Annotated in this window: 19 protein-coding genes and 1 tRNA gene; 13 read left to right on the top strand and 7 right to left on the bottom strand. The window is 66.6% G+C overall.

Annotated elements, in window-relative coordinates; all coding sequences use genetic code 11:
• Nucleotides 1-41: 41 nt before the first annotated feature.
• Complete coding sequence (locus A5688_RS02420) at nucleotides 42-848, bottom strand: enoyl-CoA hydratase/isomerase family protein (protein WP_067838129.1); 807 nt, start codon at nucleotides 846-848, stop codon at nucleotides 42-44.
• A 76-nt stretch (nucleotides 849-924) separates the two neighbouring features.
• Between A5688_RS02420 and A5688_RS02415 the strand changes: the two genes are divergently transcribed.
• The gene (locus A5688_RS02415; RefSeq protein WP_067838132.1) at nucleotides 925-1,842 is read left to right on the top strand and encodes an SAM-dependent methyltransferase; all 918 of its coding nucleotides are present in this window, start codon (nucleotides 925-927) and stop codon (nucleotides 1,840-1,842) included.
• A gap of 57 nt (nucleotides 1,843-1,899) precedes the next feature.
• Here A5688_RS02415 and A5688_RS02410 read toward each other — a convergent pair whose 3' ends face one another.
• Nucleotides 1,900-3,852 (bottom strand): fumarylacetoacetate hydrolase family protein, encoded by a 1,953-nt coding sequence (locus A5688_RS02410; protein WP_067912256.1) that lies wholly within the window; start codon nucleotides 3,850-3,852, stop codon nucleotides 1,900-1,902.
• Nucleotides 3,849-6,104: an ATP-dependent DNA ligase gene (locus A5688_RS02405; RefSeq protein ID WP_067912253.1), complete on the bottom strand. Its 2,256-nt coding sequence runs from the start codon at nucleotides 6,102-6,104 to the stop codon at nucleotides 3,849-3,851. Before A5688_RS02405 ends, A5688_RS02410 begins: the two co-directional genes overlap by 4 nt.
• 126 nt (nucleotides 6,105-6,230) lie before the next feature.
• Between A5688_RS02405 and A5688_RS02400 the strand changes: the two genes are divergently transcribed.
• The 5 genes from A5688_RS02400 (at nucleotide 6,231) to A5688_RS02380 (ending at nucleotide 12,041) form a co-directional block, all read left to right on the top strand.
• Nucleotides 6,231-7,760, top strand: a complete 1,530-nt coding sequence (locus A5688_RS02400; protein ID WP_067912251.1) for a mannitol dehydrogenase family protein — start codon at nucleotides 6,231-6,233, stop codon at nucleotides 7,758-7,760.
• Entirely contained in the window at nucleotides 7,757-8,614 is an 858-nt protein-coding gene (locus A5688_RS02395) for an HAD family hydrolase (RefSeq protein WP_067912249.1), read from the top strand. Before A5688_RS02400 ends, A5688_RS02395 begins: the two co-directional genes overlap by 4 nt.
• A 108-nt stretch (nucleotides 8,615-8,722) precedes the next feature.
• Nucleotides 8,723-10,135: a mannitol dehydrogenase family protein gene (locus A5688_RS02390; RefSeq protein WP_067838145.1), complete on the top strand. Its 1,413-nt coding sequence runs from the start codon at nucleotides 8,723-8,725 to the stop codon at nucleotides 10,133-10,135.
• A complete protein-coding gene (locus tag A5688_RS02385) occupies nucleotides 10,132-11,040 on the top strand; it encodes a carbohydrate kinase family protein (RefSeq protein WP_067912247.1) in 909 nt (302 codons plus the stop codon). The genes A5688_RS02390 and A5688_RS02385 overlap by 4 nt, the downstream gene beginning before the upstream one ends.
• A 95-nt stretch (nucleotides 11,041-11,135) precedes the next feature.
• The gene (locus A5688_RS02380; RefSeq protein ID WP_067912243.1) at nucleotides 11,136-12,041 is read left to right on the top strand and encodes a Ku protein; all 906 of its coding nucleotides are present in this window, start codon (nucleotides 11,136-11,138) and stop codon (nucleotides 12,039-12,041) included.
• 12 nt (nucleotides 12,042-12,053) lie between these two features.
• Here A5688_RS02380 and pstA read toward each other — a convergent pair whose 3' ends face one another.
• The 4 genes from pstA to pstS (A5688_RS02360) all read right to left on the bottom strand — a co-directional run bounded on the left by pstA (nucleotide 12,054) and on the right by pstS (A5688_RS02360) (nucleotide 16,565).
• Nucleotides 12,054-12,956: a phosphate ABC transporter permease PstA gene (pstA, locus tag A5688_RS02375; protein ID WP_067838154.1), complete on the bottom strand. Its 903-nt coding sequence runs from the start codon at nucleotides 12,954-12,956 to the stop codon at nucleotides 12,054-12,056.
• Nucleotides 12,957-13,079: 123 nt separating this feature from the next.
• Nucleotides 13,080-14,054, bottom strand: a complete 975-nt coding sequence (gene pstC / locus A5688_RS02370) for a phosphate ABC transporter permease subunit PstC (RefSeq protein ID WP_067838253.1) — start codon at nucleotides 14,052-14,054, stop codon at nucleotides 13,080-13,082.
• A 30-nt stretch (nucleotides 14,055-14,084) separates the two neighbouring features.
• Nucleotides 14,085-15,197, bottom strand: coding sequence for a phosphate ABC transporter substrate-binding protein PstS (pstS, locus tag A5688_RS02365; protein ID WP_067838157.1), 1,113 nt, complete (start codon nucleotides 15,195-15,197; stop codon nucleotides 14,085-14,087).
• Nucleotides 15,198-15,458: 261 nt separating this feature from the next.
• Complete coding sequence (gene pstS / locus A5688_RS02360) at nucleotides 15,459-16,565, bottom strand: phosphate ABC transporter substrate-binding protein PstS (protein ID WP_067912240.1); 1,107 nt, start codon at nucleotides 16,563-16,565, stop codon at nucleotides 15,459-15,461.
• Between the two features lie 258 nt (nucleotides 16,566-16,823).
• On the opposite strand from pstS (A5688_RS02360), the gene A5688_RS02355 reads away from it, so the two are divergent.
• The 7 genes from A5688_RS02355 (at nucleotide 16,824) to A5688_RS02325 (ending at nucleotide 23,434) form a co-directional block, all read left to right on the top strand.
• Nucleotides 16,824-17,615: an SDR family oxidoreductase gene (locus tag A5688_RS02355; RefSeq protein WP_067838163.1), complete on the top strand. Its 792-nt coding sequence runs from the start codon at nucleotides 16,824-16,826 to the stop codon at nucleotides 17,613-17,615.
• 24 nt (nucleotides 17,616-17,639) lie between these two features.
• Complete coding sequence (locus A5688_RS02350) at nucleotides 17,640-18,716, top strand: NAD(P)H-dependent amine dehydrogenase family protein (RefSeq protein ID WP_067912237.1); 1,077 nt, start codon at nucleotides 17,640-17,642, stop codon at nucleotides 18,714-18,716.
• An 82-nt stretch (nucleotides 18,717-18,798) separates the two neighbouring features.
• Nucleotides 18,799-20,040: an Nramp family divalent metal transporter gene (locus tag A5688_RS02345; protein WP_431602673.1), complete on the top strand. Its 1,242-nt coding sequence runs from the start codon at nucleotides 18,799-18,801 to the stop codon at nucleotides 20,038-20,040.
• The gene (locus A5688_RS02340) at nucleotides 20,041-21,114 is read left to right on the top strand and encodes a poly-gamma-glutamate hydrolase family protein (RefSeq protein ID WP_067912229.1); all 1,074 of its coding nucleotides are present in this window, start codon (nucleotides 20,041-20,043) and stop codon (nucleotides 21,112-21,114) included.
• Nucleotides 21,115-21,121: 7 nt separating this feature from the next.
• Nucleotides 21,122-21,946 (top strand): LLM class F420-dependent oxidoreductase, encoded by an 825-nt coding sequence (locus A5688_RS02335; RefSeq protein ID WP_082951332.1) that lies wholly within the window; start codon nucleotides 21,122-21,124, stop codon nucleotides 21,944-21,946.
• A 488-nt stretch (nucleotides 21,947-22,434) separates the two neighbouring features.
• Nucleotides 22,435-23,001, top strand: a complete 567-nt coding sequence (locus A5688_RS02330) for a polysaccharide deacetylase family protein (RefSeq protein ID WP_242660327.1) — start codon at nucleotides 22,435-22,437, stop codon at nucleotides 22,999-23,001.
• 360 nt (nucleotides 23,002-23,361) lie between these two features.
• Nucleotides 23,362-23,434, top strand: a tRNA-Arg gene (locus A5688_RS02325).
• Nucleotides 23,435-23,437: the final 3 nt, after the last annotated feature.

The following is a 23,437-nucleotide window of genomic DNA, read 5'->3' as shown; positions in this document are numbered from 1 at the left end:
GCCCAATGCCGGGCGCAGTGGGCCGCCGCCATCAGGCACCGTTACAGCACATCCCATTTCGGGGCGCGCTTCTCCCGGTGCGCCATGGCGGCCTCGACCGGGTTGTTGGTGAAACCGCTGAGGATCTGGGTGCGGTTCTCGATCTCGATCGCGTGGCGCAGACTCGGCGCGTCCAGCGCGGCGTTCAGACCAATCTTGGTCTGCCACACGCCATAAGCGTTGTTCTCGGCGATCTCGCGGGCTTTGCGCAGCGCGGCGGGCATCAGCTCGTCGGGGGCGACGACCTCATGCACCAGCTTGATGCGATAGGCCTCCGCCGCGTCGATGATGCGGCCGGTAAGCATGAGTTCTCGGGCCGCCCCGGCGCCGACGATCTTCGGCAGCAGGTAGCTGGTGCCCATGTCCATGGACGAAAAGCCCGCCTTGATGAACACCGAACCGAACCGGGCCTGCTCGGAGGCGACCCGGATATCGCAGACCAACGCGAAGGCCAGGCCGCCCCCGACCGCGACACCGTTCACCGCGCCGATCACCGGAATGTCCATCTCGTAGATCCGGGTGTACAGGTTGGCCAACCGGACCTGGGCGTCGTAGTTGGCCTTGAACGCCGGGGTGGCCGGCTTGTTCCTCGTCCACGGTTGCCCGGTTCCGCTCAGATCGGCGCCGGCGCAGAAGCCGCGCCCGGCGCCGGTCAGGATCGCCACCCTGAACTCGCCGGTGTCCAGCACGTCCAGGGCCTCGTGGACGCCGTCGATCAACGATCCATCGATGGCGTTGAGGCGTTCCGGCCGGTTCAGGGTGATGCAGGCGATGTTGTCTTCGAGACGTTCCAATGTCACTGCGGGCATAGGGGAACCGTAGGCGACGCGCCCCGTTCACCGATCAGGCCTACCGTGGTTTTGCCACCACAGCGAAGGAGAAGCCATGGCACGAACCGAAGGTGACACCTGGGACCTGGCCAACAGTGTGGGCGCCACCGCCACCATGGTCGCCGCGGCCCGGGCGGCCGCCACCAAACGCCCACAACCGGTCATCACCGATGAGTTCGCCGAGCCGCTGGTGCGTGCCGTCGGTTTGGACGTGTTCACCAAGTTGGCCAGCGGCGAACTCGATTCAGACGACCTCGAGCAGGGCGTCGGGTTTCACCGGATGGTGGACACTTTCGCCGCACGCGCCCGGTATTTCGACGACTATTTCGCCGCGGCCGGCCAGGCCGGGATCCTCCAGGTCGTGATCGTGGCATCGGGTCTGGATTCGCGCGCCTACCGGCTGCGGTGGCCGATCGGGACAACGGTGTACGAGATCGATCAGCCCGAGGTGATCGCGTTCAAAACGGCGACGCTGGCCGAGATCGGCGCGGCCCCCACCGCCAAGCTTCGCGAGGTGGGGATCGATCTGCGCGAGGATTGGCCGGCGGCGCTGCAGGAGGCGGGCTTCGATCCGGCCCATCCCACCGCATGGCTCGCCGAGGGGGTGCTCATCGGATGGCTACCGCCGGAGGCCGAGATTCGGCTGCTCGACTCCATCATCCCGCTGTCCGCCGAGGGCAGCCGGTTCGCCGCCGACTACGGATCGGTGACCGGGACTTCGCCAGAGGCCCTCGAGCAATCCCGGCTGATGACCGAAGGCTGGCGACGGCGGGGACTCGAGATGGACCTCACCAGCTTGACGTACCCGGGCGAGCACACCGACGTCGCCGCACACCTACACGACAACGGCTGGGAAACCACCGTATCCACGCTCACCGATTTGTTCTCCGCTGCCGCGCTGCCGGAGCTGGCGCAGGCCGCGCAGCAGGTCCCGTCCACGACGATCAAATTCGTTCGGGCCGTGCGCGTTTAGCACAGGCCGCGCCGCCGAGAGCGGGGCCTGTGCACGCTCTGCCCGCGATAACCGTGCCTAGGGCCCACACTCGGCGCCTCGTTTGGCCAGCCACTCGGCCTGCATCACCAGCAGGGTCATGACCTCCAATTGCGGTGTCTGCGGATCGAGTTCGCGGTATCGCTGATAGACGTTGACGACCACCCGCTCGGCGTCCAGCCAGGTCGCGTACTCGCCGAGGTCGATGGTGTCGGCGGCCTCGGCCCACGACAGGCCCCGGCGGTACGCGGCTTCGGCCTGCTCGGCGACGTGCACGAGATAGCCACGCACCGCACGGATTCCATCCGGGTCGGTGACCGGGCCGTGGCCGGGCACCACCGTCGGCGCGTCCAGGGCGATCATCGCGTCGCACGCCGCGACCCAGTTGGCGATCGGGCCTGCCCACACGATCGGGGTGCAGCCGATGAACAACAGGTCGCCGCCGAACAGCACCCCCGCGTCGGGCACGTGCACCACCGAGTCGGCGGCGGTGTGTGCGGGCCCCAGATTCAGCACGTCGATCCGCCGCCCACCCACTTCGACGCACAGGTTGCGCTCGAAGGTCTGGTCGGCGTTGCGCAGGGTGATGTTGCTGAAGTCGAAGTGCCCGAAGCGTTCTCGCGTGTACGGGGTTGCCACCGGCCCGAGGTTGGCGGTTTGCGCCATGGCCAGCATCTCGGGTGCCATCCCGTGCTCGATCTCCTCGGCGGTACCGTGCGCGGCGATGATGCGCACCGACGCGTCGAGCAGTTGGTTGCCGTGGGTATGGTCCCCGTTGGAGTGGGTGATCACCGCATCGGTGATCGGCGCCGATTCAGTGATGGGCCGCATCGCGGTGAGCATTTCGCGGGTCAGGGCCAGGTCGAACAGGGTGTCCACCAGCAGGGAGGCGCCCTCGCCGGCGATCAGACCGGCGTTGCTCCACCCGTAGCCCCCGTCCGGCAGCGTCCACGCCCACACCCGGTCGGCGACCTGATGCAGCCCGCGGGTGTAGGGCACCCGGGCCGGCGCCCGGTTGACCCGCGGCGCGGCGGGCGCCGCGTCCGGATTGGGTCGCGCGGCCAACGCGTGCGGCGGGCCGCTCGCCCGGACGGTTTGCCGGGTCTCCCCCAAGCCCTGGACCCGGAGGGCGACGACGTCGCCGTCGTGCAGCCAGCCGGGAAATGCTTCCAGCGCTGCGGGATTGAGATGTTCGACCAGCGTGCAGGTCGGCACGGTCCCGGAGCCGATGACGTCACCGGGATTGAGCGTGACGCCGCGCGAGGCATAGGAGATGACTTCGCCGAAGGTCCAGTCCATCTGGGCCGTCGACCCCACACCGATGACGGCGTCGTTGACCAGGGCGGTGACCTGCAAATCCAGCCTGCCGTCGCGGCGGTACGGCTCGAGCTCGTCGGGGGTCACCAGGTAGGGACCCAGGGTGACCCCGCTGTCCTTGCCCTTGCCCTGCCCGATCCCCAGTTGGCTTTCCATCTGCTGCAGGTCGCGCGCGGACCAGTCGTTGAAGATGGTGTAGCCGATGATCGCCTGTTCGGCCTGCTCGACGGTGAGGTCTTTTCCGCCGGCCCCGATCACCGCCGCGATCTCCAATTCGAAGTCCTGCCAGGCACTTCCGGGCGCAGTCGGGGCGTCATCGTAGGGACCCAGAACGGTTGCCGGACAGGCGAAGTAAAACGCGGGGATGCGATACCAGGTGTCGGCGAGCACCCGCCCCGCGCCCAGCGCGGCTTGGCAGTTGCGCATGTGGTCGAGGAAGCACAGCGAATCCCGGATCGACGGCGGGCGCGGAATCGGCGCCAGCAAGCGCACGTCCGCGAGCGGCACCGTCGCCGCCGGGGACCACTGCACCTCCTCCCCCGCCTGCCGCAATCCCGCGGAGCCGCGCGCAATCAGCTCACGCAGCGTCACTCCCGACGGCATCGCATGGATGGTGTCGCCGGAGAGTAAGCCGACGCGCTCGCCGTCATCACCTTGAAAGGTAACCCATTTCACTCGCGTACCACCTCACTCGGTTCCTTGTCCGGCCGCAGCCCCCGCCAGCTCGATTGGCGGAGCCGGTCATCCGGGGTCCACTCGCTGTAGCGCACCTCCCCCACCAGGACGGGCTCGACGTATGTCACGCCGCGCGCCTCGACCCTGGGTAGCGGTGGGCGGAAAGGGGATTCGTCGGTGTGCAGCGGTGCGAGGGTCTTCTTCAGGCTGGCCAGGTCACGATCGGTGAAACCGGTACCGACTCGCCCGGCGAAGTGCAGGCCGCCGTCGACCGGGATGCCCATCAGCAGCGAGCCGATGCCGCTGCTGCGCCCGCCCTCCCCCGCCTTCCAGCCGCCGATGACGACTTCCTGTGTGTTCCAGTGCTTGTCCTTGATCCAGGATGCCGAGCGGCGGCCAGGCTGGTACGTGGAGTCGCGCTTCTTGGCGACCACGCCCTCCCAGCCGTGCTCACCGGAGTGCTTCAACGCCTCTTTGCCGTCTCCGGGCAGCAGCTCCGGGACGATCAGCTTGCTGCCGCTGGCCAGTGTCTCCAACAACTTTCGCCGGTCCTGGTAGCGGGCCCGCAGCAGCGAGCGGCCGTCGAGATACAAAACGTCGAACGCCCAGAATTCGACGCGGCTGCCGCGGCCACGGTTCTGCATCGCGTGAAAGCTCGGCACGCCCGACGCACCCAGCACGACGGCCTCCCCGTCGAGCACCACATGGTGATCGGCGAGATCGTCTGCCAGCGACTGCAATTGGGGGTATTCGCTGGTGACCTCGCGGCCCCGACGGGACCGCACCCGCAGGGCGCCGCGGTCCATCTCGACCAGCAGCCGGTAGCCATCCCATTTGCCTTCGAACGCCCACTGGCCCGCCTTGAGCGCCGTCACCGAACCGTGGGTGGCCAGCATGGGGGCGATCGTGTCGAACTCGAAGACCTTTTGGTCCTTCATTCGGTGCGCCAGCCACTGGTCGCCGTTGGTCTGAATCAGCGCATAGCGGCCCGAGACCTTGCTGCCGTGCAGATTGACGATCACCTCGTCGTCGTGAAACTTCTCGGCCTCATAGGTTCCGGAGTCCCAGATGATCACCTTCCCCGCGCCGTATTCGCCCTTGGGGATGACGCCCTCGAACCCGCCGTACTCCAGCGGATGATCCTCGGTGTGGACCGCCAGATGGTTCACCGAGGTGGTCTCGGGCAGGTTCTTCGGCACCGCCCAGGACACCAGCACGCCGTCTCGCTCCAGCCGGAAGTCGTAGTGCAGCCGACGGGCGTGGTGCTCTTGGATGACGAAGCTGTTCCCCTGTCCGACAACGGGTTCAGACGATGGGACCGGCTCGGGGGTTTTCGCGGCGTCCCGCATGCTGCGGTACTTGGTCAGGCGGTCGGGGACCGGCGCATCCTGGTCGAGCGGTGCCAGCAGATCGCCGTCACGGGCGACCCGGTCCAGCACTTCCTCGTAACGCAGCTGGCGCAGCGACGGGTCGTCGAGTTCCTCCCAGGTGCGCGGCGCCGCGACAGTGGGGTGTTCGCGTCCGCGCAGCGAGTAGGGCGCGATGGTCGTCTTGGAGCCGTTGTTCTGGCTCCAGTCCAGGAAGATCTTGCCGGCGCGCAGGCTCTTGGTCATGGTCGACGTCACCAGCGTGGGCATCGTCTTCTCCAGCTGTTGCGCAACACGTTTGGCCAGCACCGTGGCGCCCTTGCTGCTCACCGGTTCGGCAAGCGGCGTGTAGAGGTGCAGGCCCTTGCTGCCACTGGTGAGCGGATATGTGGTCAGCCCGATTTCGGTGATCAGCTCGCGGACGGCACGGGCTACCTCGGCCAGCTGGGCCATGGTCACGCCTTCCCCGGGGTCGAGGTCGAACACCAGGCGGGTCGCCGGGCCGGGTTTGAGTTCCTCGGCCTTGCTCCGGGTCCACTCGGCGACGAACCGCCACTGCGGCACGTGGACCTCCAGCGCCGCCTGTTGCGCGATCCAGGCCAGCCCGTCGACGCTGTCGATGATCGGGTAGGTCGTCGTCCCGGAGCGGTGGGAGACACTGGCGCGGGGCAACCAGTCGGGGGCCGAGGAAGCCAGCTGCTTTTCGAAGAACGAGGACTCCTCGACGCCGTTGGGCCACCGCTTGCGGGTGGCCGGGCGTCGCGCGATGTGCGGGACCATCACCTCGGCGATCCGGGTGTAGTAGTCGAAGATGTCCCGCTTCGTGGTCCCGGTGGCGGGGTACAGCACCTTGTCAGCGTTGGTGAGCTTCACCCTCGGCGCCATGTCCTCAACCTACGCGTTTGAGCAGCGATAATGGCTTCCCACCACGGATTATGTCTCAAACGTAAAGTTCTGTGACATCGTTCACGAACGTGTTAGATCCGCCGGCGCCCCGGTTACGGAACACTGATGCGCATAATCCCCTGGCGTCCAGAATGCGGCGTCCCCCTCAGCAATGCGACCCTACGACTACATTCCCAGCGAATCGCGGTGCCCACCTATGACCGCTCGGCCCTGCGGCGCGGTGTCGTTCACATCGGTGCGGGCAACTTCCACCGCGCACATCAGGCCGTCTACTTCGACGACCTGGCCCGCTCGGGCATCTCGGGACGATGGGGAGTCACCGGCGTCAGCCTCCACTCCCCCGACCTCAAAGACCTGCTGACGGCACAAGATGGGCTGTACACCGTGGTGCAGCGTGGCCACGACCGCCAGACCGCCCGCGTGGTCGGCTCGATCGGCTCCGTGCACTACGCACCGAACGACGGCGCGGCAGTCCGTGCCGCCCTGGCCGATCCCCAAACCCGCATCGTGAGCCTGACGATCACCAGCAACGGATACTTCCTGAACCCGGTCACCGACGAGTTCGACGCCGACCACCCCGACGTGCGCGCTGACGTCGTCACGTCTAATGGCGCCTCCGGCGGGTACGCCACCGCGTGGGGATATCTGACCGAAGCGCTGGACCGGCGTCGCCGCGCCGGCATCGCACCGTTCACCGTGCTCTGCTGCGACAACATCCCCGGCGACACCCAACCGGCCAGAACGGCGCTGCTGTCGTTCGCCGCGTTGAAGGACCCCGGGCTCGCCCGGTGGATCGACACGTATGTGGCGTTCCCCTCGACGATGGTCGATCGCATCACTCCGCAGACCTCCAAGTCGGAGCGCAAGTTCGTCGAGCAGACGTTCGGCGTGGCCGACAAATGGCCGGTCGTGACCGAGCCGTACTGCCAATGGGTGATCGAGGACGCCTTCAGCAATGGGCGGCCGCCGCTCGACGAGGTCGGTGTCGAATTCGTCGCCGATGTCCGCGACCACAAACTGATCAAGACCCGTCTCCTCAACGGAACCCACATCGCGCTCGCGTGCCTGGCCACCCTGGCCGGTCACCAGCGCACCGACGAGGCGATGCGGAACCGCGCCATCTTCGATTACGTCGAGGCGCTGCTGCGCGACGAGATTCAGCCGCTGCTGCCCCCGGTCCCAGGCATGAACACACCCGAGTACCGGGAAACCTTGCTCGACCGCCTCAGCAATCCGCGGATGAGTGACCAGTTGTCCCGACTGGCTCGACGGGGAACGAGCAAGATAGCGCAGTTCGTGATGCCCTCCCTGCAGGAAGCGATCGCGCAGGGCCGGCCCCACTCGCTGCTGATGTTGGCCGTCGCCGGATGGGCCCGCTACATGCGCGGCCACGACCTGCAGGGACGCAAACTCCGCCTCGAAGACTCGCAGGCGATACCGGTGGCTAGGTTGGCCAACATGGCCAGCACCAACGCCGACCCGCTGCTCGAGCACGAGATGTTCGCCGAGGTACGCGCGGTTCCCGGTTTCGCGGAGCGGCTGGGCGAGATGATTGCCGACATCGACGAGCGCGGTGTGGTGCCCACGTTGCGGTACGCGCTGCGCAATGACGAGCGGGAGTTGGTGACGCGATGAACTCCCGCCTGACCTTTGTGCGCCCCTTCGACCCGGCGCCGATCACCACCCTGCTCTGCGACGCCGACGACAACCTGTTCGGTTCGGAGCGGCCGGCGTTCGAGGCGTCGACCGAGGTGACGAATCGCTTCCTGGCCAGGTTCGGCGTGACGGCTCCGCTCAGCTCCGAAGAGCTGCGCAAGCGGGCCGTCGGAAAGAACTTCCGCAACACCGCCCTCGACCTGGCGGTGCAGTGCGAAGTGCCGCTCGATCCGGCGTTGACCCGGGGCCGTCCCGGCGCGGTGGTCGCCTCGGCCGCCGACGTGGCCAGCGGCAACGCATTGTGCGCCGACGAACTCGAGCAATGGGTGCGCGACGAGCGCGAACGGGTCACGGCTCATCTGGCCGCCACCCTGACGCCCGATCCGGAGGTGCTGGAACCGCTGCGCGAGCTCGCCAAGCACTACGCGCTCGCGGCCGTCAGCTCCAGCGCCACCAAGCGCCTGCTGGGCTGCTTCGCCGCGACCGGTCTGGACTCGCTGATCGCGGAGGCGGTGACCTTCAGCGCGGAGGATTCGCTTCCGGTGCCGACAAGCAAGCCCGACCCGGCGGTGTACCTGCATGCCGGCCAGGCGCTGGGCGTCGCGGCCGAACAGGGGCTGGCGATCGAAGACTCCGTGGCCGGCGTGGGTTCCGCGGTCGCCGCGGGCTACGCCACCGTCGGCAACCTGATGTTCGTGCCACCTGACGAACAGGATTGCCGCCGAACGGATTTGATCAATGCCGGCGCGGTCGCGATCACGGATTCGTGGCGTGCGCTTGCTGATGTCCTGCTGACCTCGGCCGTGCCGGCCGCAGGTTCCCCGCTCACGTAGGGCATCGACAGGTCATGTGCCGCTGGGCTTCGGCCCGCGGCCGTCATACCGTCGAGAGGTGCCGCGGGCCCGGTAAAGACCGGACCGTGGCCCGGGAGGAGTTGGCCGATGGTGGCTAGCGCGATCAACCTGAACAACGCGTCGCTCGCCAAGCTGCCGATCGACGCGCCGACCTATGACCGCGGCGGCGTGAGCGTCGGCATCGCCCACATCGGGGCGGGCCACTTCCACCGGGCGCATCAAGCTGCGTACATCAACCTGTTGCTGCAGCAGGGCCTGGCCAACGACTGGGGCATCTGCGGGGTCGGGGTGATGCCCGCCGACTGGACCATGCGCGACGTCCTCAACGGTCAGGACGGGCTGTACACGCTGATCCTGGAGAATCCCAACGGCAGCCGGGACGCCCAGGTGATCGGCTCGATCGTCGACTACCGCTACGCCCCGGACGATCCCGAGTCGGCGTTGGAGGTGCTCGCCGCGCCGTCCACCCGGATCATTTCGCTGACCATCACCGAAGGCGGGTACCGCGATCCCGACGGGCCGGCGTTCTCGTTGATCACCGAGGCGCTCGGCCGGCGGCGCGATCGAGGCATCCCCGCGCCGACGATCGTCTCCTGCGACAACATCGAGAACAACGGTGAGGTCGCCAGGCGTACCGTGCTCGCCAGCGCCGAACGCATGGATCCCGAATTGGCCGAGTGGGTGGCGGAACACGCCCGATTCCCGAGTTCGATGGTCGACCGCATCACTCCGGCAACGACTTTGGAGATGGCGGCGGAGGTGCGACGCGACTTCGGCGTCAACGACCGGTGGCCCGTGGTGGCCGAGCCGTTCACCGCCTGGGTGATCGAGGACGACTTCGCCGATGGCCGGCCGCCGCTGGAGCAAGCGGGGGTACTGATGGTCGACGATGTGCGCCCCTATGAGCTGATGAAGCTGCGGCTGCTCAACGCGGGCCATCAATGCCTGGCCTACTTCGCCCATCTGTGCGGCTTCCAGTTCGTCCACGAGGCGGCGCGCGATCCCCTGTTCGCCGAGTTCCTGCTCGCCTACTTCGACACCGAGGCCATCCCCACGCTGCCGCCGGTGCCGGGAATCGACCTGCATGCCTTCGCCCGCACGCTGGTCGAGCGGTTCGCCAACCCGGCCGTGCGCGACACCGTCGCCCGGCTGTGCGCCTACTCGTCGGACCGCATCCCGAAATGGCTCTTTCCCGTCATCTGCGACAACCTCGCCAACGACGGACCGGTTCAACTGGCTGCCGCGGCGGTGGCCAGCTGGGCCCGCTACGTCGAGGGTGTCGACGAGTGGGGCAAGCCGTACGAGGTGTTGGACCAGCTGGCGGACTCGCTCATTCCAATCGCCCGGTCGCAGCACCAGAATCCCACCGCGTTCGTTGAGGTCACCGCGGTGTTCTGCGATCTGGCCCACCAACCGCGGTTTGTCGAGGCGTACTGCTGGGCGCTGGATTCGTTGCACAGCAAGGGATCTCGGGCAACGCTGGAGGCTTTGGTGCGATGACCCGCGGGCTGGTGATCGGCGAGTCGCTGATCGATATCGTCGACAGCGAGGAGCATGTCGGCGGCAGCCCGCTCAACGTCGCCGTCGGGCTCGGCCGGTTGGGCCGCGACGTCGACTTCCTCACCTGCATCGCCGACGACCCGTACGGCCGCCGGATCATCGACTACGTCGAAGCCGCAGGGGTGCAACTGGTTTCAGAAAGCCGGACAGCCGAGCGCACGGCGACCGCGCGGTCGACCATCGCCGAAGACGGGTCGGCCGACTATGTGTTCGATCTGGACTGGCACCTTTCCGGAACGCCGCCGGTGGCCCCGCCGCTTTTCGTCCATACCGGATCGATTGCCGCCGTGCAGGATCCGGGCTGCCTGGCGGTCGCCGCGATGATCGATGCCTATCGCGTCTCGGCCACGATCACCTTCGACCCCAACGTGCGGCCGTCGCTGATCGCCGACCGGGACCTGGCCGTCGCGCGCATCCAGCATCTCATCGAACGCAGCGACATCGTGAAAGTCAGCGAGGAAGACCTGCACTGGATCGACCCCACTCGCCCGCCCGACCAGATCGCGCAGACCTGGCTGCGGCTGGGCCCCGCCGTCGTGGCGGTGACGATGGCCGACCGGGGCGCGGTGGCTTTCTGCGCAGCGGGGATCGCCCGGGTGCCGACGCGCGCGCAGCGCGTGGTCGATACCGTCGGCGCCGGTGACTCCTTCATGGCCGGTCTGATCGACGCGCTATGGGGAGCGGGATCGTTGGGCGCCGACCGGCGCACCGAGTTGCACGGGATCGACGTGGACGCGCTGACGACGGCGCTGCAGGCGGCGAGCCTGTCCGCGGCACTCACCGTCGGACGCGCGGGAGCCGACCTGCCGGATCGGGCCGCGCTGGAGGCCGCCCGGCGCCGCTAGGCGCTCATCCCGACCTTGACAGCCCGGCCGGACAATCCCAGGTCGTAGCCCTGCCGTGCTGTTTTGCCACCGGGCCTACGGGCATACTGACTTGCATGCGCTCCATCTGGAAGGGTTCCATCGCGTTCGGGCTGGTGAACGTCCCGGTCAAGGTGTACAGCGCCACCCAGGACCACGACATCAAGTTCCACCAGGTACACGCCAAGGACAACGGCCGAATTCGCTACCAGCGCGTGTGCGAGGTGGACGGCGAAACCGTCGAATACCGCGACATCGCCCGGGCCTACGAATCCGACGATGGCCAGATGGTCATCATCACCGATGACGACATCGCCACCCTGCCCGAGGAACGCAGCCGCGAGATCGAAGTGCTGGAGTTCGTGCCGGCCAGCGAGGTGGACCCGATGCTGTTCGACCGCAGCTACTTCCTGGAACCCGACTCCAAGTCATCGAAATCCTATGTGCTGCTTGCCAAGACGCTTGCCGAGACGGATCGGATGGCGATCGTTCATTTCACGCTGCGCAACAAGACCCGGCTGGCGGCCTTGCGCGTCAAGGACTTCGGCAAGCGCGACGTGATGGTGGTGCACACGTTGTTGTGGCCCGACGAGATCCGCGACCCGGACTTCCCCATCCTGGACAAGAAGGTCGAGATCAAGCCGGCCGAACTCAAGATGGCCGGTCAAGTGGTGGAGTCGATGGCCGAGGACTTCAATCCCGACCGCTACCACGACACCTACCAGGAGCAGCTGCAGGAACTGGTCGACGCCAAACTCGAAGGCGGAGAAGCGTTTACCACCGAGGAGCAGCCGAAGGAGCTGGACGAGACCGAGGACGTCTCCGATCTGCTCGCCAAGCTGGAGGCCAGCGTGAAAGCGCGCTCCGGCAATGGCAAGGCACCCACGAAGAAGGTCGCGGCGAAAAAGGCTCCCGCGAAGAAGACGGCCGCCAAGAAGGCTCCGGCCAAGAAGACTGCTTCGAAAGCGTCGTCGAAGTCCTGACCCCGCCGCGGGTCAGCGCCTGCGGGTTGCCAAAAAGCGGGTCAGCGCCGCGACGACGTTGATCACGGCGACCATGATGATCAGGGTCAGCGCCGCGCCCCAGATCCGCAGGAAACCCGCGTGTTCGGGGTTGGTGAGCTCGGTGTAGATCAGCAGCGGCAGCGAAGCCATGTTGCCGTGGAAGATGTCGACGTTGATCGATCTGCTGTAGCCAACCAGCACCAGCACCGGCGCGGTTTCGCCGATCACCCGCGCGACCGACAGCAGGATGCCGGACACGATGCCGGGCATCGCGATCGGGAAGACGATCCGCACGATGGTCTTCCATTTCGACACGCCGAGCGCGTAGCTGGCTTCACGCAGGTCGTCGGGCACCAGCCTGAGCATCTCCTCGGCGGAGCGCACCACCACCGGCAACATCAGCAAGACGAGGGCCAGCGACACCGCGAACGAACTCTGCTGGAAGCCCAGGGTGGCGATCCACAGGCTGAAGATGAACAGCGCCGCCACGATGGAGGGCACCCCGGCGAGCACATCGACCATGAAGGTCGTCAACCGCACCAGCCGTCCGGACCCGTATTCCACCAGGAAGACCGCGGTCATCAAGCCCAGCGGCACGGCCAGGGCCGCGGCCACCCCCGCCTGCACCAGCGTGCCGTAAAGCGCGTGGTAGATGCCGCCGGAGAATTGCTCCGGCAGCACGCCGTGCAGTGAGTGGGTCCACCACTCCGACCGTGTGACGGCGTACCAGCCTCGTGCGATCACGATCGACAGCACCCAGATCAGCGGCACCAGCGCGATGCAGAAGGAGCCGAGGAAGAAAAGCGTCGCGGCGTTGTTGGTGATCCGGCGCCGGAAGCTCAGCGGCCTGAACACCTCGACTTTGACCGGCCGGTCAAGGGCCTCAACGGTCATGAGCGCCGCTCCTCATCATCGCTTCGCTCTGCGTCGTCGCGCCGCGCGTCATGAGCGCCGCTCCTCATCATCGCTTCGCTCTGCGTCGTCGCGCCGCGCGTCATGAACGCTCCCCATGACCGGTCATCCGTTGACCTTGCCGCCGGCGATCGCGCGAGCGAGCGCGTTGACGATGAACGTCAAGACGAAGAGTGCGAATCCCGCCGAGATGTAAGCCCCCGTGGGCAGCGGCGAACTGAACTCGGCGGCCGCCGAGGCGATCTTCGAGGCGAACGTGTAACCCCCGTCGAACAGCGACCAGTTACCCGGGCGGGCCGCCGAACGCAGAATGATCAGCACCGCCACGGTCTCGCCCAGCGCCCGGCCCAACCCCAGCATCGAGGCCGCGATCACACCGCTGCGGCCGAACGGCAGCACGGTCATCCGCACCACCTCCCATTTGGTGGCGCCCAGCGCCTGCGCCGCCTCCATTTGGATGTGCGGGGTCTGCCGAAAGACTTCGCGCGAGACGGAAGTGATGATCGGCAGGATCATCACCGAGAGCACGACCGCGGCGGTGAAGATGGTGCCGCCACCGGCCAGCGAAACGTTGCCCTGTTTGAAGAGGAAGAACCAACCCAGGTGGCGGTTGAGAAACGCGGCCACCGGCTCGATCTGGGGGGCGAGCACGAAAATCCCCCACAGCCCGAAGATGATCGACGGCACCGCGGCCAGCAGATCCACCACCGCCCCGAACGGGCGCGCCAGCCGCTTGGGCGCGTACTGCGTCAGGAACACGGCGATGCCGACCGCGACGGGAACGGCCAGCACCAGCGCGCTGAGCGAACTGAGCACCGTGACCATGAGCAGGTCGCGGATCCCGAACGCGAGCTTGTTCGGGTCGCTGGTGCTGAATTTGGCGCTGGTGAAGAAGTTCGCGTGGTTGACGCGCAACGACGGGACGGCGCGCAGCAACAGGAACAGCGCGATCAACAGGATGGCGATCACGATCGTCGAGCCCGCAGCGGCTGCGGCCAACTTGAACAGGCGATCAGCCCGCCGCCCCACGTGTGCACTCAGCGTTGTTAGTGCCGGCTTCTCCGTGGTCGACGGGCTGATTGCTGTTCCTCGTGTCACGACCACTTCAGGTTATGTGATGGCGTTGATGGACGTAGACAGCCTCGACTTGAACGCGTCGGGGATCGGGATGTAGCCGTTGTCGGCCAGACCGTTCTGCCCGGCACCGATGGTGCTCTGCAGGAACGCCTTCACCGCCGTACCGACCTGCGCGTCGGGGTACTTCGAGCAGACGATTTCATAGGTGGCCAACACGATCGGGTAGGAACCGGCCTGGGTCGGCCGGTAGAAGGACAGCGTGTCGAGCACCAGGTCGTTGCCCTGGCCGGCGATCTTGGCTCCGGCAATCGTCTTGCCCACCGAGTCCGCACTGATCGCCACCGCGTCCGGGCCGGCGGAGGTGATGACCTTGGCCATGTTCAGCTTCTGCGCCTGAGCGAACGACCATTCGTTGTAGGTGATGGATCCCTCGGTGGCCTTGATCGCCGCAGAGGTGCCGTCATTGCCCTTGGCTCCCTCGCCGACACCACCCTTGAAGGTTTTCCCGGCGCCCTTGCCCCACGCACCGTTGGAGGCGGCATCGAGGTATTTCTGGAAATTGTCCGTGGTGCCGGATTCGTCGTTGCGGAACACGACGTGAATCGGCTCGGCGGGCAACGTGGCACCCGGGTTGACGGCCTGAATCGCGGGGTCATTCCACGTCGTGATCGCGCCGTTGAAGACCTTGGCGGCCGTGGGCCCGTCCAGGCTCAGTGAATTGAGACCGTTGACGTTGTAGGTGATGGCGATCGGGCCGAAAACCACCGGCAGGTTCAACGCCGGCGAACCGCAACGCTGCTGTGCCGCGGCGTATTCGTTGGGCGCCAGCGGCGAATCCGAACCACCGAAATCGGTCTGCTTGCCGTTGAATTCACTGATTCCCGCGCCGGACCCGTTGGCGGTGTAGTTCAACGTCTGTCCGGGGCACGCCTGCTCGAACGCGTTGACGAATCGGGTCATCGCGTTGGCCTGAGCCGTCGAACCACTGGCCTTGAGGGCCTTCTTGCCGCCGCAGCTCACGTTGCCCGACGAGGAGCCGCTCGTAGCGCTCGCGCCGGTCCCGTTGTTGTCGCTTCCGCATGCCGACAACACCAGCGCGCCGGCGCTCAGGACACTCAGAACGGCGCCAAATCGGTTGAGTTTCAATTCGCTTCCTTACGGTAGGGATGAAACAGGATCGCCGCCGGTCGGAGGCACTGCGCCCCCACCAGCCCGTCTCGCAGCCACGAAGCTAACAGTAACAAGGTAAACGTTGAGCAAATTGTTCGGCGTTCGCGGCTGAACGCGATGGAACCCGGCGGCGACGTGGGCGAAATCCGCACTCGACGCCGCCCCGGGACGGCACGACAGCAAAGAAATGCGCACCCGTCTACCGCGCCCGCCGTGGCCGCGAACCCGTTCTCGAAATCAGGAGATCGAGTTGATTGAGTCCGACAGACGTGACTTGAACGACCCGGGTACCGGGATATATCCATTGTCCGCAAGACCATCCTGCCCGGCGCCAATGGTGCTCTGCAGGAACGCTTTTACCGCCGCCCCCACCTGCGGGTCGGGATACTTGGAGCACACGATCTCGTAGGTGGCCAACACGATGGGGTAGGAACCGGGCCGGGTCGGCTTGTAGAACGAGAAGGTGTCGACGACCAAATCATTGCCCGGCCCGGTGAGGGTGGCACCCGAGATCGTCTTCCCGACCGAATCCGCACTGATCGACACCGGGTCCGGTCCGGCCGAGGTGACGATCCTGGCCATGTCCAGTTTCTGCGCCGAAGCGAACGACCATTCGTTGTAGGTGATCGCGCCCTCGGTCGCTTTCACGACCGCCGACGTGCCGCCGTTGCCCTCGACGCCCTCGCCCACCCCACCGGTGAAGGTCTTCCCAATGCCTCTGTCCCAGACACCGTCGGAGGCCGAGTCCAGATATTTCTGGAAATTGTCCGTGGTGCCGGACTGGTCGCTGCGGAACGTGACGCGGATGGGCTCGGCCGGCAGCGCGGTGCCGGGATTCAGCGCCCGGATAGCGGGATCGTTCCAGACGGCGATCACGCCCTTGAAGATTTTTGCGGTGGTGGGGCCGTCGAGGATCAGCGAGGTGACGCCGCGGACGTTGTAGGTGATCGCGATCGGGCCGAATACCACCGGCAGATTCAACGCGGGCGAACCGCATCGCGTCTGGGCGGCGAAGTATTCGATCGGGGCCAGCGGCGAATCCGAGCCGCCGAAATCGGTTTGGTTGCCGGTGAATTCACCGATCCCCGCACCCGAACCGTTGGGAGTGTAATTCAGCGTCTGGCCGGGGCAGGCCCGCTCGAACGCGTTGCCGAAGCGGGTCATCGCGTTGGTCTGAGCCGTGGATCCGCTGGCCTTCAGGGCCTTCTTGCCACCGCAGCTAACCTGGCCCGACGGATTTGCCCCGTGTCCCCACGCTCGGGTGTCGTCACTCCCGCACCCCGACAGCACCAGCGCACTAGCCGTCAGGACGCTCAATGCGGCACCAAAATGCTTGCGCCTCAAGTTACTTCCTCGTGGTGTCCACACACATGATCGCCGCCGTTCAGCTAACAGCATCAAGGTTAACGGCACGCAAATGGCCGCGCAGCGCACGCGGGTGCCGGCAAGCGCAGCGCCGGGCCCGTCCGCGCCGCCGCAGCACAATCGGAAGGCCGCACCGCCCCGCCCGTATGCAAAAGTAGAACCTGTTCCAGAAATGCCCGATCCGAGACGGCGCGGCTTGCTACCGTGTCGGCTGACACCGAAAGAAGAGAGGCCGCCATGATCCTTGACAGGTTCCGTCTCGACGACAAAGTCGCCGTCATCACCGGTGCGGGCCGCGGCCTCGGGGCGGCCATCGCGCTGGCTTTCGCCGAGGCGGGTGCGGACGTTCTCATCGCCTCACGCACGCAATCCCAACTAGAAGCCGTCGCCGAACAGGTCCGCGCGGTGGGCCGCAAAGCCCACATCATCACCGCCGACCTGGCCCATCCCGAGGCCACCGCCGAGCTGGCCGGCCAGGCCGTCGAGGCGTTCGGGAAACTAGACATCGTCGTCAACAACGTCGGCGGCACCATGCCCAACACCTTGCTGACCACCTCGACCAAAGACCTCAAGGACGCGTTCACCTTCAACGTCGCCACCGCGCATGCACTCACGCTGGCCTCGGTGCCGTTGATGCTGGAGCACTCCGGCGGCGGCAACATCATCAACATCACCTCCACCATGGGCCGGCTCGCCGGGCGCGGCTTCGCCGCCTACGCCACGGCCAAGGCCGCGCTGGCTCACTACACCCGCTCGGCCGCGCTCGACCTGTGCCCACGCATCCGGGTCAACGCCATCGCACCCGGCTCGATCCTGACCTCGGCGCTCGACGTAGTGGCCTCCAACGAGGAACTGCGCAAGCCGATGGAGAAGGTGACACCCATGCGCCGTCTCGGCGACCCCGTCGATATCGCCGCTGCGGCAGTGTATTTGGCATCACCGGCCGGCGACTTCCTGACCGGCAAGACGCTGGAGGTCGACGGCGGCCTCACCTTCCCCAACCTCGACATCCCCGTCCCGGACCTGTGACCCCCGACGCCTAAGGAGCCTGTCATGCCCATCCCCGTCGTCCAGCTGGGCACCGGCAATGTCGGTATCCATGCGCTGCGGGCGCTCATCACCAATCCGGAGTTCGAACTGACCGGCGTCTGGGTGTCTTCCGACGCCAAGGCCGGCAAGGACGCGGCAGAACTTGCGGGACTTGCCGAGTCGACAGGCGTGCTTGCCAGCACCGATCTGGATGCCGTGCTCGCCACGGGGCCGCAGTGCGCCGTGTACAACGCGCTGGCCGACAACCGGTTGCCCGAGGCGCTCGAGGACTACCGGCGCGTCCTGGCGGCCGGGATCAACGTCGTCGGTAGCGGCCCGGTCTTCTTGCAGTATCCGTGGCAGGTGATTCCCGAGGAGCTCATCAAGCCGCTGGAAGATGCAGCGCGCGAAGGGAATTCAAGCCTCTACGTGAACGGTATCGATCCTGGCTTCGCCAACGATCTGCTGCCGCTGGCGCTGGCGGGCACCTGCCAGAGCATTCAGCAGATTCGCTGCATGGAGATCGTCGACTACGCCACGTACGACAGCGCCGCGGTCATGTTCGATGTGATGGGCTTCGGCAAGCCGCTGGACGAGATTCCCATGCTGCTGCAGCCCGGCGTGCTCAGCCTCGCCTGGGGGTCGGTGATCCGGCAACTCGCGGCGGGACTCGGCATTTCGCTGGACGAGGTGACCCAGAATTACGTCCGCATACCGGCACCCGAGGACTTCGACATCGCCTCGGGTCACATCGCCAAGGGCACCGCCGCAGCGCTGCGCTTCGAGGTGTTCGGCATGTTCAACGGCGAGCCCGTCGTCGTCCTCGAACATGTCACCCGCCTGCGCGAGGACCTGTGCCCCGACTGGCCGCAGCCCGCCCAGGAGGGCGGCTCCTACCGCATCGAGATCACCGGCGAACCGTCCTACGCCATGGACGTCTGCCTGAGCAGCCGCAAGGGCGATCACAACCACGCGGGCCTGGTGGCCACCGCGATGCGGGTGGTCAACGCCATCCCCGCGGTGGTGGCCGCCCCGGCTGGCATCGTGACGACGCTCGACCTGCCCCTGATCACCGGCAAGGGGCTCTACCTCCCGCAGTGAGCCAGAGAGTGGGAAACGCAGTGGCCGCTGCGGGTGCCCCCGCGATGTTCGACTAACCTCACTTTCTTATTCGGTGAAGTGAATCGAGGTCGACACGTTGGCGCAGCGCACCCAGGGCTCGCTCAAGGGCAACTGGTATTTGCTCGGGCCCGCGTTCGTCGCCGCGATCGCCTACGTCGACCCGGGAAACGTCGCGGCCAACGTCAGCGCCGGATCGCAGTACGGCTACCTGCTGCTGTGGGTCATCGTGGTGGCCAACGTGTTGGCGGGCCTGGTGCAATACCTGTCGGCGAAGCTGGGGCTGGTCACCGGGCGCTCCCTGCCCGCCATGATCGGCAAGCGGATGGGCCGACCGGCGCGGTTGGTCTACTGGGCGCAGGCCGAACTCGTGGCCATCGCAACAGATGCGGCCGAAGTCGTCGGCGGGGCCATCGCTTTGCACATTCTGTTCAATTTGCCGCTGCTGGCCGGCGGGCTGATCACCGGCCTGGTGGCGCTGCTGTTGCTGGGAATTCAGGACCGGCGCGGACAGATCATCTTCGAGCGCGTCATCACCGGCTTGCTGCTGGTCATCGCGATCGGATTCGCGGCGAGTTTCTTCGTCAAGACGGCCCCTCCGGAGGAGATGCTCAGCGGGCTGGTGCCCCGGTTCCGCGGCACCGAGAGCGTCCTGTTGGCCGCCGCCATTCTGGGCGCCACCGTGATGCCCCACGCGGTGTACATGCATTCGGGCCTGGTTCTCGACCGGCACGGGCATCCCGACGAGGGGTCACATCGCCATCTGCTGTTGCGCATCACCCGCTGGGACGTGGTGCTGGCGATGGCGGTCGCCGGCACGGTGAACGCCGTCATGCTGATCATCGCCGCGCTCAATCTGCAACACCGCAACGTGAGCGCCTCCATCGAGGGCGCCTATGCCGCGATTCACAACACGCTGGGCGCCACCATCGCGGTGCTGTTCGCCGTCGGGTTGCTTGCCTCGGGCCTGGCGTCGTCCTCGGTCGGCGCCTATGCCGGCGCCATGATCATGCAGGGGTTGTTGCACCGGTCGATCCCCATGCTGGTGCGCCGGTCGATCACCCTGGTGCCCGCGCTGGTGATCCTGGCGGTCGGATTCGATCCCACCCGCGCGCTGGTGCTTTCCCAGGTGGTGTTGTCGTTCGGAATACCTTTTGCCGTGCTGCCTTTGATCAAGCTGACCAGCAATCGCGAGCTGATGGGTGGCGACGTCAATCACCGCATCACCACGATTCTTGGCTGGGCCATCGGCGTATTGATTAGTCTGCTTAACATGGTGCTCATCTGGCTGACGGTGACCGGCTGAATGCCGGCCCGCCGGCACCTTTATTTCGCATACGGGTCGAACCTGTGCGTCAGGCAGATGGCGCGACGCTGTCCCGACGCCGCGCATCCGCGGCCAGCGGTGCTGGCCGATCACGACTGGCTGATCAACCAGCGCGGCGTGGCCACCGTCGAACCGCTCGACGGTAACCAGGTCTACGGGGTGGTGTGGCAGATCTCCGACGGCGACCTGGCGACGCTGGACAGCGCCGAGGGCGTGCCGGTGCGCTACCGGCGCGACCGGATGACCGTGCACACCGACGACGGACCGGCACGGGCCTGGGTGTACATCGACCACCGGGTGACCCCGGGCCCGCCCCGGCCGGGCTACCTGCCCAAGATCATCGACGGCGCCACGCAGCACGGGCTGCCGCAACGCTGGGTCGACTTCCTGCGTCGCTGGGATCCCGCCGGCTGGCCACGCCCGAAATCGTCGCCGGCGTCCGGGCTTGGGCCACAGTCGCTTTCGGCATTGCTGTGTGAACCCGGGGTGATCGAGAGCAGCCAATTGCGTTCACGTTTCGGGTTTTTCGCGATCCACGGCGGCGGGCTGGAAGAGATGACCGACGTGATCGCCGATCGCGCCGCCGAGGCCGCCGGCGCGTCGGTGTACGTGGTGCGCCATCCCGATCGTTACCCGCATCACCTGCCGTCGGCGCTGTTCGACCCGGCCGAGTCGGCGCGGCTCGCCGAGTTCCTCGAGCATGTCGACGTCGCGGTGTCGCTGCACGGGTACGGCCGCGATGGTCGCAGCACCCAACTGCTGGCCGGTGGCCGCAACCGGACGCTGGCCGCTCACCTGACCCGGCACATCCGGCTGCCCGGCTACCGGTTGATCACCGACCTCGACGACATCCCGCCGGAACTGCGCGGCCTGCACCCGCGCAACCCGGTGAACAGGGTGCGCGACGGCGGGACTCAGCTGGAACTGTCCGCGCGGGTCAGGGGGATCAGCCCGCGCAGCCCGCTGCCCGGTGACGACGGATTGTCGTCGGTCACCGGCGCCCTGATCCAGGGGTTGGCGGACGCCGCCCGTAGTTGGTCAATGTCGAATTGAACGGAGATTGTTGGTGGCCAAGGATTTTCGCTTCGGAATGAGCATGCGTTTCTTCAAGACGCGCGAGGCACTGCTCGACAAGGCCAAGCGCGCCGAAGACGCCGGCTTCGACATTCTTTGCGTGCCGGACCATTTGGGCGCCGCAGCACCGTTCCCGACGCTGACCGCGGTCGCGATGGTGACCACCACGCTGCGGCTGAGCATGTACGTGCTCAATTCGGCGTTCTACAAGCCGGCGCTGCTCAGCCGCGACATGCAAGCCCTCGATCTGCTCAGCGACGGCCGCCTCGAAATCGGGCTTGGCACCGGCTACGTCAAGGAGGAGTTCGAGGCCGCGGAGATCCCGTATCCCAGTGCCCGCGAGCGGGTCGACTACCTCGAACACATGACGAGCTACCTGAAGGAACACCACCCGTCGACGCCACTGATCATCGCCGGCAACGGCGACCGGGTGCTGACCATCGCCGCCCGCAACGCCGACATCATCGGGCTGACCGGCGCCAAGGTGCGCGCCGTCGATGACCCGTTCGCCGAACGCGTCGAGTTCGTCCGCAACGCGGCGGGCGACCGATTCGACTCGCTCGAGCTGAACCTCGCCATCACGGCGATGCCGCGGCTCGGGGAGACCGAGCCCGACCTCAAGCTGACCCGCACCTACTCGCCGGAGCTGTCCGATGAGGAGATCCTGTCCATGCCGTCGGTGCTCAGCGGTTCACCCCGCGAGATCGCCGACACCTTGTCCGCCTACCGCGAAAAATATGGCGTCTCGTCCTTCACCGTGCAGGACAACAACATCGACAACTTCTCCAAGGTGATCGCCGAACTGCGGTGACCGCCGCGGCGCCTTAGCGGTGGGCGTGCCGGTGAGCTCAGGCCGTCCGCCCCGGCGTGGACCGAACGGTCCGCGATTCGTGATGGTAGCCGCTCACAGGATCACCGCCATCGCTTGCCCGTACCTGGCGCGACGATGCCGACACCTGGCTGCGCGAACGAACTTCGCACCCACCGATGAGATCGCTGCGTGCTGCGGACGTCGCGGCCAACAGACTGGATGGCCAGCAGTCCTGACCTTCGGCCGCGATCGCCATGGTGCGGGAGCCTTATGGCAAGGCGCACAACGAAAGACACGATCTTCCTCTGGGTCGTGGCGGGCAGTAGCGTTGACCCATGAAGAACATGGATCGCCGCGCACTGCTGTGCGGCATCGCGATCGCCGTACTGGCCGCGGCCAGTCGGTCCCCGACTGTCCGAGGCTTTCCGACCCAGAAAATGCCGCACCCTGTCGGTGTGCTCACCCGGCTACCGGGGGCCGATAACCAGTTGGCGCTGACCATCGACGACGGCGCCAGCGGGCAGGTGGTGGGCGCATTTGCCGATTTTTGCCGCGACAGCGGGATCCGGTTGACGTTCTTCGTCAACGGCGCCAACAGTTCCTGGTCGGTCAACGCACCCGCACTGCGGCCGATGGTCGATTCCGGTCAAATCCAGATGGGAAACCACACCTGGTCGCATCCCGACATCACCCGCATCGGTTCAGCCGCAGTTGCCGGCCAGATCCGGCGCAACGCTGATTTCTTGCGCAACACCTATGGGGTTGACGGAACCCCCTATTTCCGGCCGCCCTTCGGCCGGCACACTACCGCCACGGACCGGATTGCGGCCGATCAGGGTTATGCCACCATCGCGCTGTGGAGCGGCAGTCTTGGCGATAGCGTGCCCATCAGCGACGCCGGGCTGATCACTGCGGCGCAAAAATCGTTGCTGCCCCATCAAATTGTGCTGGGCCACGCCAACCTTCCCACTGTCACCCGCTGTTTTCCCCAGCTGCTCGACATCATCCGTAGCCGTAACCTGCAAACCGTGACCCTCAACGACGTCTTCGCCTAATGAATGCTCATGCGATCGTCATCGGCGGCGCCGGAGTGCGGGCGCCTATGCCGCGATCACCGCGACACTCTTCGCTCGTCATGCCGGGATTCGCATTGGACCGCAACGTAATCGCGGCTTGCCTTCGTAGACGACCCGATCCAAAGAGCGAGCCGCCCAACACCGGCCGTCACGCCAAGCGCCCACCACGCACGCCCAAGCGTCGCGTGGCCATCGTCCTGCCCGCTACACTTGCACCCGCCGCACTCCCGACGACCAGGTCTACCGCCGGGAACGGCAACAGGACGCCGAGAACACCACGGAAACCCGCCCAGCGCTTCCACCGGCTAGGTTCTAGTCAGGTATTCAGAAGACGTCCGCGCCCCCGTAGCTCAGGGGATAGAGCACGGCTCTCCTAAAGCCGGTGTCGCAGGTTCGAATCCTGCCGGGGGCACTC

The sequence above is a fragment of the Mycobacterium mantenii genome (assembly GCF_001667865.1).
GTDB lineage: Bacteria > Actinomycetota > Actinomycetes > Mycobacteriales > Mycobacteriaceae > Mycobacterium > Mycobacterium mantenii_A.
Note: the sequence above shows the minus strand (reverse complement) of the source record. Positions and strands in the feature narration are given on the sequence as shown.

What these genes read in the sequence shown, in the direction of transcription:
- A5688_RS02420 (WP_067838129.1), bottom strand. Translation starts at nt 848, where the DNA reads ATGCCCGCAGTGACATTGGAACGTCTCGAAGACAACATCGCCTGCATC.
- A5688_RS02415 (WP_067838132.1), top strand. Translation starts at nt 925, where the DNA reads ATGGCACGAACCGAAGGTGACACCTGGGACCTGGCCAACAGTGTGGGC.
- A5688_RS02405 (WP_067912253.1), bottom strand. Translation starts at nt 6,104, where the DNA reads ATGGCGCCGAGGGTGAAGCTCACCAACGCTGACAAGGTGCTGTACCCC.
- A5688_RS02400 (WP_067912251.1), top strand. Translation starts at nt 6,231, where the DNA reads ATGCGCATAATCCCCTGGCGTCCAGAATGCGGCGTCCCCCTCAGCAAT.
- A5688_RS02395 (WP_067912249.1), top strand. Translation starts at nt 7,757, where the DNA reads ATGAACTCCCGCCTGACCTTTGTGCGCCCCTTCGACCCGGCGCCGATC.
- A5688_RS02390 (WP_067838145.1), top strand. Translation starts at nt 8,723, where the DNA reads ATGGTGGCTAGCGCGATCAACCTGAACAACGCGTCGCTCGCCAAGCTG.
- A5688_RS02385 (WP_067912247.1), top strand. Translation starts at nt 10,132, where the DNA reads ATGACCCGCGGGCTGGTGATCGGCGAGTCGCTGATCGATATCGTCGAC.
- A5688_RS02380 (WP_067912243.1), top strand. Translation starts at nt 11,136, where the DNA reads ATGCGCTCCATCTGGAAGGGTTCCATCGCGTTCGGGCTGGTGAACGTC.
- pstA (WP_067838154.1), bottom strand. Translation starts at nt 12,956, where the DNA reads ATGACCGTTGAGGCCCTTGACCGGCCGGTCAAAGTCGAGGTGTTCAGG.
- A5688_RS02355 (WP_067838163.1), top strand. Translation starts at nt 16,824, where the DNA reads ATGATCCTTGACAGGTTCCGTCTCGACGACAAAGTCGCCGTCATCACC.
- A5688_RS02350 (WP_067912237.1), top strand. Translation starts at nt 17,640, where the DNA reads ATGCCCATCCCCGTCGTCCAGCTGGGCACCGGCAATGTCGGTATCCAT.
- A5688_RS02340 (WP_067912229.1), top strand. Translation starts at nt 20,041, where the DNA reads ATGCCGGCCCGCCGGCACCTTTATTTCGCATACGGGTCGAACCTGTGC.